The organism is Plasticicumulans sp., assembly GCF_035331805.1.
Taxonomy (GTDB): Bacteria; Pseudomonadota; Gammaproteobacteria; order Competibacterales; family Competibacteraceae; genus Plasticicumulans.
This window is the reverse complement of sequence record NZ_DAOLKE010000070.1, coordinates 1-13,498: the sequence shown is the minus strand read 5'-3', so window position 1 is coordinate 13,498 and position 13,498 is coordinate 1. Positions and strand designations below refer to the sequence as shown.

The following is a 13,498-nucleotide window of genomic DNA, read 5'->3' as shown; positions in this document are numbered from 1 at the left end:
GTGCCGGAGGAGCGGCTCGGCCGCGCGGCGGTGCCGGCGCGCTCGCTCGCGGACAACACGCTGCTCACCGCCGCCGGTCACGGGCTGGTGCGTGCCGGGCTGATCCGCCGGCCGGCGGTGCTGCGCTTCGCGCGCGCGCTGATCGAAGGCTTTCAGGTGCGCTGCAAGGGCGCGCAGGCGCCGGCGAACAGTCTTTCGGGCGGCAACCTGCAGAAGTTCATCGTCGGGCGCGAGCTGGCGCAGCATCCGCAGGCGCTGGTGATCGCGCAGCCGACCTGGGGCGTCGATGTCGCCTCGGCGGCGCTGATCCACGAACAGCTGCTGCGGCTTCGCAACGACGGCGTGGCGCTGCTGGTGATCTCCGAGGACCTCGACGAGCTGTTCGGCCTCTGTGATCGCATCGCCGTGCTCGCCGGCGGACGGCTGTCGCCGGTCCGGGAGACCGGGGCCACCGATGCCGCCGAACTCGGGCAGTGGATGGGGGGCGGTTTCGGGCCGGTGACGGCAGCAGCAGCGCCGGGGATGCGGGATGTTCACGCTTGAAGCGCGGACGCTGCCTTCGGTGCGGGCGATGTGGCTCGCGCCGCTCGCGGCGCTGCTGCTGACCCTGCTCGGCGGCAGCGTGTTGTTCGCAGCCTTCGGTCATGCACCGCTGCAGGCGCTGTCCGTGTACTTCCTGCAGCCGCTCGCCAGTGTCTACGGCATCGGCGAATGGCTGCTGAAGGCAACACCGCTCGCGCTCTGCGGGCTCGGGCTCGCGCTCGGCTTCCGGGCCAAGGTCTGGAACATCGGTGCCGACGGCCAGTTCACGCTCGGGGCGATCTGCGCCGGCGGACTCGCGATCGCCTGCGACGGCTTCATCGACGCTGAAAGTCTCTGGATCGCGCCGGCGATGGCGCTCGCCGGCATTGCCGGCGGCATGATGTGGGCGGCGCTGCCGGCCTGGCTGCGCACGCGCTACGGCAGCAGCGAAATCCTGAGCAGCCTGATGCTGGCCTACGTCGCGCCGCTGCTGCTCGGCTGGCTGGTCAATGGTCCGTGGCGCGATCCGGCCGGTTTCAACTTTCCGCAGTCGATCCAGTTCGCGGATGCCGCGCTGCTGGCGCCGCTGCACGAAGGCGCGCGCGTGACGCTGGCGTTTCCGGTGGCGCTCGTCCTCGCCGGGCTGCTCTGCTTCGTGCAGCGTTACACCTACGCCGGCTTCCGGCTGCAGGTCAGCGGCGAGGCACCGCTCGCGGCGCGTCATGCCGGCTATTCGCAGCGCGCCGCGGTGTGGATCGCGATGCTCACGGGCGGGGCCTGCGCCGGTTTTGCCGGTTACGCCGAGGTTGCCGGCCCGCTCGGGCAGCTGCAGCCGTCGGTGTCGCCCGGATACGGCTTCACGGCGATCATCGTCGCCTTCGTCGGCCGGCTCGATCCGCGCGGCGTGGTGCTGGCGGCGCTGCTGCTGTCGCTGCTTGCGCTCGGCGGCGAGGCGGCGCAGATGACGCTCGATCTGCCGGCGGCGATCAGCGGCGTGTTCCAGGGCGGACTGCTGTGCGCGCTGCTCGCCTGCGACACCTTCGTGCATTACCGGCTGCGGCGCGTGTACCGCAAGCCTGCGGCGCGCACCTCATGAGCCTGTCGGGCTGGCTGCCGATCCTCGCCGGCGTGCTGGCAGCGGCCACACCGCTGCTGATCGCCGCGCTCGGCGAGCTGATCGCCGAGAAGAGCGGCGTCCTGAACCTCGGCGTCGAGGGCATGATGCTGGTCGGGGCGCTGACGGCCTTCGCAGTCGCGAGCGGCGGCGCCGGCTACGCGGCCGGGGCGCTCGCCGGGGCGCTGGCCGGCGTCGGACTCGCGGCGCTGTTCGCGTGGCTGACGCTGAACTGCCTCGCCAGCCAGGTTGCCTGCGGACTGGCGATCACGATGCTCGGCAGCGGGCTGTCAGCCTACGCCGGGCGCGACTACGTCAGCCGCACGCTCGATGGCATGGCGCTGATCCCGCTGGGCGGCGGCTTCGGCTTCGATCCGCTGATCGTCACGGGTCTGCTGCTGACGGTGCTGGTCTGGTACTTCCTGCAGCGCAGCCGCGCCGGACTGGTGCTGCGCGCCGTCGGCGAGTCGCCGGCGACTGCGCATGCGCTCGGGCTGCCGGTGCGCCGCATCCGCTGGGCGGCCGTGCTGTTCGGCGGGGCCTGCGCGGGGCTGGCCGGGGCGTATCTCGCGATCGACTACACGCCGATGTGGGTCGAGGGGCTCAGCGCCGGCCGTGGCTGGATCGCGCTCGCGCTGGTGGTGTTCGCCGGCTGGCGTCCGGGGCGCACGCTGCTCGGGGCGTGGCTGTACGGCGGCGTCGGCATCCTGCAGTTCCATGCGCAGGCGCTCGGCATCGCCGTGCCGGCGCAGTTCCTCGGCATGCTGCCGTATCTGGCGACCATCGTCGTGCTGACGCTGATCGCGCGCGACCCGCTCACGCAGCGTCGCCACACGCCGGCGAGTCTCGGACAGCCCTGGCATCCGCATGCCTGAAGCCGGCCCGCCGCGTCAGCATGCTTGCGCAGGCAGCGCCCGCATCCGGCGATAAAATCACCATGCTGCAAAGCCGCAAACCCCGGAAGCGCCCGTCCGGTGCCGGAGCGCAACCCCGCCCGCGTCCTCCGGCCCCATCGTCCGCAAGGCCCCATGTCCCAAGGAACCGGTTCCGAAGCATGTTCAGTCCCCGCCGTCGCCAGTTGCTGCAGTTTGCCGCCGCCACCCCGCTCGCCGCCGCCTTCGCCAGTGTGCCGCGCCCGGCCCGGGCGGCCTTCCCGAAGCCCGAACTGCCGCTGAAGGTCGGCTACGTCTACGTCAGTCCGATCGGCGACGCCGGCTGGACCTATCAGCACGATCTCGGCCGCAAGGCGGTCGAGGCGAGCTTCGGCGACAAGGTGATGATCAAGGTCATCGAGAGCGTCAGCGAGGGTGCCGATGCCGAGCGCGTGATCCGCGAGTTCGCGAGCAGCGGCTACGGGCTCGTGTTCGCGACCTCGTTCGGCTACATGAACCCGCTGCTGCGCGTCGCGAAGCAGTTTCCGAAGGGCATCTTCGAGCACGCGACCGGCTACCGGCAGGCACCGAACGTCGGCATCTACGCGGCGCGCTACTACGAGGCGCGCTATCTGACCGGCATCCTCGCCGGCCGCATGTCGAAGTCCGGCGTCGCCGGCTACGTCGCCGCCTTCCCGATCCCGGAGGTGGTGATGGGCATCAACGCCTTCATGCTCGGCATGAAGAGCGTCAACCCGCAGGCGCAGGTCAAGGTGATCTGGGTGAACGCCTGGTTCGATCCGGGCAAGGAGCGCGAGGCGGCCGCGACGCTGGTCGCGCAGGGCGCCGACGTGCTGACGCAGCACACCGATTCGACCGCCGTCGTGCAGACCGCCGAGGACAAGGGCGCGTACGCGATCGGCTATCACTCGGACATGAGCAAATATGGCCCGAAGGCGCATCTGAGCGCGGCGACCCATCACTGGGAGGGCTATTACCGCCGGGTCGTGCAGCAGGTGCTCGACGGCAGCTGGGCGCCGGACAATGTCTGGGGTGGCATCAAGGACGGCATGGTCGGACTGGCACCGCTGCATCCGGCGGTGCCGGCCGAGGTCGGGGCGCTGGTGGCGACGAAGAAGCAGGACATCATCGATGGCAGGCTGCTGCCCTTCCAGGGGCCGCTGTTCGATCAGGCCGGCCGGCAGGTCATCGGGGCCGGTGCGAAGCTCACCGATGACGAGCTTCTGAAGATGAATTACTACGTCGAGGGCGTGGTCGGGCAGATGCCGAAGTGAAGTGACCGGCAGCGGCGGCGGCTGTCTGCATCCGGATCAGACAGAGCGCCGCCCGCGCCGGCCCCCCGACCAGCGCGGGCGGCAGCCCTGGCGAGAGCCCCCGTGGGAACGCCCCGCCCCCGCACTATCGCAGGCCAGCGACAAGGCTTTCAATCGGGATTTGTCATTTTGAAATGACTCATGCCGGCCTGACTGTATCGCGGACATGCCGGCATGGCGGACAAGCACCTAAGCTTCTCCGGCGTGCCGCAGCCGGCGGCGCTGAAGCCCTGCGGTGCCGCCATGACCGAGCTGCGTGCGTTTCGTGCCGAACTGCTGGACTTCACCGGCGACCCGGGTGAGAACCCCGATTCGGCGCATGTGCGCCACCGGCCCGACGGCCTGCTGCTGGTTGCCGATGGCCGCATCGTCGAGTGCGGGCCGGCCGCGCGGCTGCTGCCGCAGCTGTCGCCCGAAGTGCCGGTCGAGTACTTCCCGGACCGGCTGCTGATGCCGGGCTTCGTCGATGCGCACATCCATTACCCGCAGACCGACATCATCGCCAGCTACGGCAGCGACCTGCTCGACTGGCTGCAGACCTACACCTATCCGGCCGAACGCGCCTTCGCCGATCCGGCGCACGCGCACGAGCTCGCCGGGGTGTTCATCGAGGAACTGCTGCGCCACGGCACGACCACGGCGCTGGTGATGGCCAGCGTGCATCCGCAGTCGGTCGATGCGCTGTTCACGGCCGCGGCCGGACAGCGGCTGCGGCTGGTCGCCGGCAAGCTGCTGATGGATCGCCACGTGCCGGAGGATCTCTGCGACCCGGCCGACGCCGGGTACGCCGACTCGCTGGCGCTGATCCGGCGCTGGCACGGCCACGGGCGCTTCCACTACGCGATCACGCCGCGCTTCGCGCCGACCTCGACCGAGGGCCAGCTCGATGTCTGCGGGCGGCTCGCGCGCCTCGACGACAGCCTGTTCATCCATTCGCATGTCGCCGAGAGCCAGCGCGAGCTCGAATGGGTCGCCGGCCTGTTTCCGTGGGCGCGCAGTTATCTCGATGTCTATGACCGCTTCGGCCTGCTGCGCCGGCGCGCCGTCTACGCGCACTGCCTGCACCTCGATGCCGCCGATCGCACGCGCATGTGCGAATCCGGCGCCAGCGTCGCGTTCTGCCCGGGCTCGAACCTGTTCCTCGGCAGCGGCCTGCTTGATCTGCCGGCCTGTGCCGCCGGGCATCTGGCCCTCGGCACCGATGTCGGCGGCGGCACGAGCTTCTCGCTGCTGCACACGCTGGCCGAGGGCTACAAGGTGGCGCGGCTGGCCGGACACACGCTGGCGCCGCTGCGCGGGTTCTATCTCGCGACCCTCGGCGGCGCCCGCGCACTCGATCTCGATGCGCACATCGGCAGCTTCGAACCCGGACGCGAGGCCGACTTCGTCGTGCTCGATCCGGGCGCGACGCAGCTGCTGACGCGGCGCACCGCCCGTGCCGTGTCGCTCGCCGAACGGCTGTTCGCGCTGATGATGCTCGGCGACGACCGCGCCATCGCCCGGGTCTACGTGCTCGGCGAGTGCGTGCACGCGATCGGCTGAGGCGCGCCGCAGGGCATCGCCGCGTATGGCTGCAGTGCGTGCAGCCATCGCGTCAAGGAAGCATTACAGAACATTCCCCTTGAAAATCATGTTCATGCCTTGAATCACCCGCTTCACCGGCAGCGGTTCGCATCGCTTTGTGCGCCCGCGCAGCGAACCACTGCCGCACACCCGGCGTCGGAACGCATCGTGTTCGACAGAAAACCGGAGAACGAACCGATGATCCGCAACGATGCCTGGCTCGCCGACCTGCGTGCGCGCCTCGATGACTGGAGCGGCAGGATCGAGCAGCTCGACCAGCAGGCCCGTCACGCCGATCCCGCGCGCCGCGCGCGGCTCGAGGAACAGCTCGTGATCCTGCGCCGGCTGCGCGAGGACACCGAAAACCGCCTGCAGACGCTGCTGCGCGCCACCGGCACCGAGCCTCCGCCCGTGCTGCGCGCGCGCAGCAGCGGTGCCTGGCAGCGCCGGCATCAGGCTTTCGAGCGCCTGCATGGCTGACACCGCCTGCAGGCCGGCATCCTGCTGATCCGCCTGCTTTCCGCCGCCGGCCGCCCGGCCGGCAGCACCTCATCCGGCAGCGCCGGATGCCATCGAACGAGGAGACATGATCCGATGAAGATCCGGAACAGCGGTTCGGCCGTCTGGAGCGGCGGCCTGAAGGACGGCAAGGGCGCGATCTCGACGCAGAGCGGTGCGCTCGATGCGCACCCTTACGGCTTCGCGATGCGCTTCGAGGGCGTGCCCGGCACCAATCCCGAGGAGCTGATCGGCGCGGCGCACGCCGGCTGCTTCACGATGGCGCTGTCGAAGATCCTCGGCGAGGCCGGCTTCACGGCCGAGCGCATGGAAACGACGGCCGTGGTCACGCTCGAACAGGTCGGCGAGGGCTTTTCGATCACCGGCGTCGCGCTGACGCTGCGCGCAACGGTGCCGGAGCTGGAGGCGGCGCAGTTCCAGGAACTCGCCGCCAAGGCCAAGGCCGGCTGCCCGGTCTCGAAGCTGCTGAAGGCCGAGATCACGCTCGATGCGCAGCTGCTGACGGCCTGAGCGCGGGCCGGCCGGGATTCTCTCCTCCCCCGATCCCCTGCCAGCGAACGGCGAAGGCCCGGAAACCCCGGCGCCTGCCGGGACCGGCCTTCCGCAGATCCGCAGCGGCACAGGCGCCATGAATGACGACGCCCCGCGGAGGCGGGGCGTCCTTGTGCAGGCGATCCACTGCACCGGCAGCATGGCGGTCTTGCAGCCGGTGCGTGCCGGCCGCTGCAGGCTCAGCTCAGCGAGCCGAGTTCCTTCGCCTGGTTACGCAGCACGAACTTCTGGATCTTGCCGGTCGAGGTCTTCGGCAGCGGGCCGAAGATGACGGTCTTCGGCACCTTGTAGCCGGCCATCTGCGTCTTGCAGAAGGCGATGATCTCGGACTCCTGCACCTCGCCTTCCTTCTCCGGCTTCAGCGTCACGTAGGCGCACGGGGTCTCGCCCCACTTGCTGTCCGGGCGGGCGACGACCGCGGCTTCCATGACCGCCGGATGGCGGTAGAGCACGTCCTCGACCTCGATCGTCGAGATGTTCTCGCCGCCGGAGATGACGATGTCCTTCGAGCGGTCCTTGATCTCGATGTAGCCGTCCTCGTGCCAGACGGCGAGGTCACCGGAATGGAACCACCCGCCCTGGAAGGATTCCTCGGTGGCGCTCGGGTTCTTCAGGTAGCCCTTCATGACCAGGTTGCCGCGCATGAACACCTCGCCCATGGTCTTGCCGTCCTGCGGCACCGGTTCGAGGTTGGTCGGATCGGCGACCATCAGGCCTTCCTGCATCGGATAGCGCACGCCCTGACGGGCCTTGAGGCGCGCCTTCTCCTCGATCGACTCGTCGTTCCAGCGATCCTGCCAGGCGCAGGACACGCAGGGGCCGTAGGTCTCGGTCAGGCCGTAGACGTGCGTGACCTGGAAGCCCATGCGCTCCATGCCCTCGATGACGGCGGCCGGCGGCGCGGCGCCGGCGGTCATGACCTTGACCTGATGCGTGATGCCGTCCTTCAGCGCCGCCGGGGCGTTGTTCAGCATGTTCAGCACGATCGGCGCGCCGCAGAAGTGATTGACCTTCTCTTCCTTGATCGCCTTGAAGATCGGCTCGGGGCGCACGGCGCGCAGGCTCACCGACACGCCGGCGGCCGCGGCCAGCGTCCACGGGAAGCACCAGCCGTTGCAGTGGAACATCGGCAGCGTCCACAGGTACACGGGGTGCTTGCCCATGTCCCAGGCGACGATGTTGCACATCGCGTTCAGGTAGGCACCGCGGTGGTGATAGACCACGCCCTTCGGATTGCCGGTGGTGCCGGAGGTGTAGTTGAGCGTGATCGCCGACCATTCGTCGGTCGGCAGCACCCACGGCGCATCCTCGTCGCCTTCGGCGAGCAGATCCTCGTAGGTCAGCGTGCCGAGCAGCGCGCCGCCGCTGTACTGCAGGTCATCGACATCGATGACCAGCGGCCGGCGCGTCTGCAGCATGTGCAGGGCCTTGCGGATCGTGTCGGTGAACTCGCGGTCGGTGATCAGCACCTTCGCCTCGCCATGCTGCAGCATGAAGGCGATGGCCTCGGCGTCGAGACGCACGTTCAGCGTGTTCAGCACCGCCCCCGAGGCCGGCACGCCGAAGTGCACTTCGAGCATTTCGGGAATGTTCGGCAGCATCACCGCGACCGTGTCGCCGGCGCCGATGCCGCGCTTCTTCAGCGCCGAGGCGAGGCGCCGGCAGCGCGCGAAGGTCTCGCCCCAGGTGCGGCGCACGTCGCCGTGCACGGTTGCCGTGCGCTCCGGATAGATCGACGCCGTGCGCTCGATGAAGCTCAGCGGCGACAGCGCCGTGAAGTTCGCGGGGTTCTGGTCGAGCCCCAGTTCATACGGGTTGTGGTGCATCGTTCCTCACTCCTGCTGACCCGGGACGGGTCGTTGCGCTTGCCCGGTGAATCCGGTGGCGCTGCCGCGATCAGCGGCCCTGCCACCGGGGTTGGCGCGGGTCGGGGCAGGCATCAAAGCCTGCGCGTGCTTGCTTTCTTCTGCGGGCCGGCCTGCGCGGGCAGGCCGGCGCAGCCCCTGCCGCTGCCCTGGCAGGCGAGCGGCAACCGGACGAATCATGCGAGCCTCCCCCCGGCGGCTGGCCTGCATCCGGTGCCGCTGCGTGACCGACCGTGGTCATCGACCGGCCACCCGCCTTGTGCACGGTGACCGGTCGCCTACCGTAGCAGCCGCTCTGGCTCAGTGCTCGGCGGCCGCCTCGGCACCGAGACCGGTCTGCGCACGCACGAACTGCGCGGCATAGGCGGCGCGCTCGCGTGCGGCGCGGGCGCTGCCGTCGAGCTTCGAGATGATGATGATGGTGGCGAAGGCCAGCGGCATCGAGAACAGCGCCGGGTTGTCGTACGGGAACAGCGGCGCGGCGTTGCCGAGCACCTTGACCCACACGGTCGGCCCCATGACCACGAAGCCGACGGCGCTGAGCAGGCCGGTGAAGCCGCCGATCAGCGCGCCGCGCGTGGTCAGCCCCTTCCAGTACATCGACAGGATCAGCACCGGGAAATTGGCCGAGGCCGCGACGCCGAAGGTCAGCGCGGTCATGAACGCGACGTTCTGGTTCTCGAACAGGATGCCGAGCACGATCGCAACGATGCCGATGACGACGGTGGCGATCTTCGAGACGCGCATCTCCGCGGCCTCGTCGGCCTGGCCGCGCTTGAACACGCTCGCGTACAGGTCGTGCGACACGGCCGAGGCACCGGCGAGCGCGAGGCCGGCGACCACGGCGAGGATGGTCGCGAAGGCCACGGCCGAGATGAAGCCGAGGAACAGGTCGCCACCGACGGCCTTGGCCAGATGCATCGCCGCCATGTTCTCGCCGCCCTTGAGCTTGCCGGCCGCGTCCAGGTACTCGGGATTGGTGCCGACGATGACGATGGCGGTCAGGCCCATCGCGCAGACGATCAGGAAGAAGTAGCCGATGAAGCCGTTGGCGTAGAACACGGACTTGCGCGCCTCGCGGGCGTTCGTGACCGTGAAGAAGCGCATCATGATGTGCGGCAGGCCGGCGAGACCGAACACCAGGCCGAGCGACAGCGACACCGAGGACACCGGATCGGCGAGCAGCGCACCGGGGGCCATCAGCTTGATGCCGGACTTGTGCGCGGCGACGGCCTTCTGTGCCAGCGTCTCGAAGCTGAAGCCGAACTGCGACATCGCCAGCACGAACATGAAGGTGCCGGCCCCGAGCAGCAGGCAGGCCTTGATGATCTGCACCCAGGTGGTCGCGAGCATGCCGCCGAAGGTCACGTAGACGACCATGATCACGCCGACCAGCACGACGGCCATCCAGTATTCGAGCCCGAACAGCAGCTGGATCAGCTTGCCGGCACCGACCATCTGCACGATCAGGTAGAAGGCCACCACCGCCAGCGTGCCGGAGGCGGCCAGCGTGCGGATCGGCGTCTGTTCGAGCCGGTACGAGACGATGTCGGCAAAGGTGTACTTGCCGAGGTTCCGCAGGCGCTCGGCCATCAGGAACATGATCACCGGCCAGCCGACGAAGAAGCCGATCGCGTAGATGAAGCCGTCATGGCCGCGTGCGAACACCAGGCCCGACAGCCCGAGCAGCGTTGCCGCCGACATGTAGTCGCCGGCGATCGCCAGACCGTTCTGGAAGCCGGTGATGCCGCCGCCGGCGGTGTAGAAGTCCTTGGCCGAGCGCGTGCGCGAGGCGGCCCAGTAGGTGATGCCCATCGTCATCGCGACGAAGATCATGAACATCACGATCGCGGTGACGTTGACCGGCTGCTTCTGCACTTCGACCGGACCGGCCGGGGCGGCGAGCAGGGCCAGCGGCAGCATCAGGCCGAGGGCGAGCAGGAACAGGCGCGGAATGAAGCGGTTGCCACTGTGGATCATGGCGCGTGCTCCTCGAGCACCTGCTCGGTCAGCGCGTCGAACTCGCTGTTGGCGCGGCGGATGTAGACGCCGGTCAGCACCCAGGACAGCACGATGATCGCGGCACCGACCGGCACGCCGACCGGCAGCGTGCCGCCGTCGCTCAGCGGTGCGGCCAGCAGCTGCGGCGCGAAGGACACGACCATCATGTAGCCGTAATAGATGCCGAGCACGACGGCGGTCAGCGTCCAGGCAAAGCGCGAACGGGCCGCGACCAGCCGCGCAAAGCGCGGACAGGCCATGATCCGTTCGGACGGAGACGGGGTCAGGGACATGTTTCGATGCTCTCCAGGTCTTTGCGGCCCGCAGCCGGACCGCTGCTCCAGTCGTTCTGGGGTTGTGTGCTTGTGGTGTGTTTTCTGTCGTTGTGCGCGCTCCGTGCGCGCCGGTGGGCGACGCGCGGTCCGCGCTTCGTCATGCCGGTCACGAACGGTCTCGTGAACCGTCCGCCCGTCATGCGTGCATCTCCTGCATGCGAAGATGTCTAGGTATTTTCGGAAGAATACTGAAAACAACCTTCGGACACTAGCTAGGCATACTAGGGTTTTCACCTATATCGCTTCGAGCGTGGAGCAAGACCTGATGACTGCGCTTCGCCCCCCCGGCCCGGCGGCGCCGTTTGCACGGCTCGCCGAGCACCTGCCGGACCCGGTGTTCGCCTGCAACAGTGACGGCAGCGTGCTCGCGTACAACCCGGCCGCTGCCGGCCTCGCCGGGACGGTCGGGCTCGATGCACCGGAGCAGCTGCTGCCGGCGCGCCACGTCGAATACGTGCACGAATGCCTGTACCACGACGAGATCGCCGAACTCGCCGACACCCGCGTCGGCCCGTTCACGCTGTGCTGGACCTACGTGCCCTCCGGCGGCGGCACGGCCGTGCACGTGCTCGGGCGCGACGTGACCGACAGCCGCCGCACCGAGGCGGCGCTGCGCATCAGCGAGGCACGCCACCGCCTGCTCGCCGAGCAGTCGACCGACATCATCTCGCGCCACTCGCCGGGCACCTGGACCTTCCTGTACGCCTCGCCGGCCGCGCAGACGCTGCTCGGCTACGCGCCCGAGGAACTCGTCGGCAGGTCCTCGCTGGATTTCTTCCACCCCGAGGACCGGCGCGCCTATCAGGAGCGCGGCCCGAGCGTCGCCTACGAGCGCGGCATCTACGTCGCGACCTACCGCTACCGGCACAAGGACGGTCACTACGTGTACCTGGAGAGCACCAGCCGCACGCTGCGCGATCCGGTCAGCGGCGAGCTGCTGGAGATCATCTCGGTATCGCGCGAGGTCAGCCGGCGCGTGCTCGCCGAGCGCGCCACCAAGCGTCTGGCGCGCATCGTCGAGGCGACCACCGATCTCGTCGCCTTCTTCGAGCCGAACGGCCGCGTCACCTACCTCAACGAGGCCGCCCGGCGCGTGCTCGGCATTCCGTATCCCGAGAACAAGTGCCTGAAGCTCGCCGAGCTGATGCCGGCCGCCGCCTACGCGCAGATCGAGCGCGAGGCGCTGCCGACGGCACGCCTCGGCGGTGTCTGGAGCGGCGAGACGGCCTTCGTCGATGCGATGGGGCGCGAGATCCCGGTCTCGCAGGTCGTGCTCGCGCACGCCGGCGAGCACGACGAGATCGACTACTTCTCGACCATCGCCCGCGACATCAGCGAACGGCGTCAGGCCGAGGAGCGCGAGCAGCGCCATCAGGCCGAGATGACGCACGTCGCGCGCCTGATCACGATGGGCGAGATGGCCTCGGGCCTCGCGCACGAGCTGAACCAGCCGCTGGCGGCGATCGTCAACTACGCGCGCGGCGCGATCCGCCGCATCCACGGCGAGCCGCCGGCCGAGCTGCCGGTGCTCGCCGGCGTGCTGGAGCGCATCGCCGAGCAGGCGAGCCGGGCCGGCGAGATCATCAAGCGGCTCAGGAGCTTCGCGCGCAAGAGCGAGTTCCGGCGCGCCCCGGTCGATCTGAACAAGGTCGTCGGCGACATGATCCGCTTCTGCCGGCCCGAGGCGCGCCGCCATGCGCTCGAACTGCGCGCCGAACTCACCGGAACGCTGCCGGCGGTGCTCGCCGATCGCGTGCAGATCGAGCAGGTGCTGCTGAACCTGCTGCGCAACGCCATGGAAGCCACCGTGCAGGCCCAGGGCAGCGGCCACGGCCCGAGCACGCACGATGCGTCGCTGCGCACGGTGACGCTGTCGAGCGCATGCCTGCCGGGGAGGGTCGTCGCCGTGCACGTCGCCGATCACGGCCACGGCCTGCCGCCCGGCGGCCCCGAGCCGCTGTTCGAACAGTTCTACACGACCAAGCCCAAGGGCCTCGGCCTCGGCCTTTCGATCAGCCGCTCGATCATGGAGGCCCACGGCGGTGCGCTGTGGGCCGAAAACCGCCCCGGCGGCGGCGCGGTGTTCAGCCTGTCGCTGCCGGCAGCACCATGAACGCGCTGCCGTATCATCAACTCCCCACGTCCGCCGCCCTCCCCCCGAGCCCGCGAGTCCGCCCGCCATGCATACCGATGCCATCGTCTTTGTCGTCGACGACGACGCCGCGCTGCGCGATTCCCTGACCTGGCTGCTGGAATCGGTCGGCCTGCGCGCCAGCACCCATGCCACCGCGCAGGAATTCCTCGGCAACTGGCACGACCCGGACTGTGCGGCCTGCCTGCTGCTCGACGTGCGCATGCCCGGCATGGGCGGCCTGCAGGCGCAAAGCCGACTGCCGGAGCACGGCATCGAGATTCCGGTGATCATCATCACCGGCCACGGCGACGTGCCGATGGCGGTCGCGGCGATGAAGGCCGGTGCCGTCGACTTCATCGAGAAGCCGTTCAACGACCAGTTGCTGCTCGACTGCGTGCAGGCCGCACTCGCCCGCGACCGCCAGCGCCGCGCGGCGCTGGCCCGGCGCGAGACCGTGCATGCGCGCTACACCTCGCTGACACCGCGCGAGCGCGAAGTCATGCGCGAGGTCGTGCGCGGCCACGCCAACAAGGACATCGCCGAGACGCTGAACGTCTCGCGCAAGACCGTCGAGGTGCACCGCGCCAAGGTCATGGACAAGATGCAGGCCGAGTCGCTGTCGCAGCTGATCCAGATGGCGATGAGCCTCGGCGAACTGGGGGAGTTCGAGGTATCGGAGTCCTGAGC

At 69.3% G+C, this 13,498-nt stretch carries 11 protein-coding genes and 1 pseudogene; 9 read left to right on the top strand and 3 right to left on the bottom strand.

From position 1 onward, the window contains the following. The 7 genes and pseudogenes from PKE44_RS07295 to PKE44_RS07265 form a co-directional block, all read left to right on the top strand. A pseudogene (locus PKE44_RS07295) lies at positions 1-543 on the top strand (ABC transporter ATP-binding protein); the annotation flags it as partial. Further along, a complete protein-coding gene (locus PKE44_RS07290; protein ID WP_324549570.1) occupies positions 530-1,618 on the top strand; it encodes an ABC transporter permease in 1,089 nt (362 codons plus the stop codon). The pseudogene PKE44_RS07295 and the gene PKE44_RS07290, both read left to right, overlap by 14 nt. Continuing rightward, positions 1,615-2,511, top strand: coding sequence for an ABC transporter permease (locus tag PKE44_RS07285; RefSeq protein WP_324549568.1), 897 nt, complete (start codon positions 1,615-1,617; stop codon positions 2,509-2,511). Before PKE44_RS07290 ends, PKE44_RS07285 begins: the two co-directional genes overlap by 4 nt. Positions 2,512-2,690: 179 nt before the next feature. Beyond that, complete coding sequence (locus PKE44_RS07280) at positions 2,691-3,803, top strand: BMP family ABC transporter substrate-binding protein (protein WP_324549565.1); 1,113 nt, start codon at positions 2,691-2,693, stop codon at positions 3,801-3,803. 282 nt (positions 3,804-4,085) lie between these two features. Then, positions 4,086-5,384: a guanine deaminase gene (gene guaD / locus PKE44_RS07275; RefSeq protein ID WP_324549574.1), complete on the top strand. Its 1,299-nt coding sequence runs from the start codon at positions 4,086-4,088 to the stop codon at positions 5,382-5,384. Positions 5,385-5,603: 219 nt separating this feature from the next. Further along, positions 5,604-5,885 (top strand): hypothetical protein, encoded by a 282-nt coding sequence (locus tag PKE44_RS07270; protein WP_324549563.1) that lies wholly within the window; start codon positions 5,604-5,606, stop codon positions 5,883-5,885. 114 nt (positions 5,886-5,999) lie between these two features. After that, the gene (locus tag PKE44_RS07265) at positions 6,000-6,434 is read left to right on the top strand and encodes an OsmC family protein (RefSeq protein ID WP_324549561.1); all 435 of its coding nucleotides are present in this window, start codon (positions 6,000-6,002) and stop codon (positions 6,432-6,434) included. 221 nt (positions 6,435-6,655) lie between these two features. On the opposite strand, the gene PKE44_RS07260 is transcribed toward PKE44_RS07265, so the two are convergent. From PKE44_RS07260 to PKE44_RS07250, 3 genes are all read right to left on the bottom strand, one after another. Then, the gene (locus PKE44_RS07260) at positions 6,656-8,302 is read right to left on the bottom strand and encodes an acyl-CoA synthetase (protein ID WP_324549559.1); all 1,647 of its coding nucleotides are present in this window, start codon (positions 8,300-8,302) and stop codon (positions 6,656-6,658) included. A 339-nt stretch (positions 8,303-8,641) separates the two neighbouring features. Then, complete coding sequence (locus PKE44_RS07255; protein WP_324549572.1) at positions 8,642-10,264, bottom strand: cation acetate symporter; 1,623 nt, start codon at positions 10,262-10,264, stop codon at positions 8,642-8,644. A gap of 53 nt (positions 10,265-10,317) precedes the next feature. Next, complete coding sequence (locus PKE44_RS07250) at positions 10,318-10,635, bottom strand: DUF485 domain-containing protein (RefSeq protein WP_324549557.1); 318 nt, start codon at positions 10,633-10,635, stop codon at positions 10,318-10,320. Positions 10,636-10,942: 307 nt separating this feature from the next. Between PKE44_RS07250 and PKE44_RS07245 the strand changes: the two genes are divergently transcribed. Both PKE44_RS07245 and PKE44_RS07240 read left to right on the top strand, forming a co-directional pair. After that, a complete protein-coding gene (locus PKE44_RS07245; RefSeq protein WP_324549555.1) occupies positions 10,943-12,790 on the top strand; it encodes a PAS domain S-box protein in 1,848 nt (615 codons plus the stop codon). A gap of 67 nt (positions 12,791-12,857) precedes the next feature. Next, positions 12,858-13,496 carry a response regulator transcription factor gene (locus PKE44_RS07240; protein WP_324549553.1) on the top strand — a complete coding sequence of 213 codons (639 nt, stop codon included), beginning with the start codon at positions 12,858-12,860 and terminating at the stop codon, positions 13,494-13,496. Positions 13,497-13,498 lie beyond the last annotated feature (2 nt).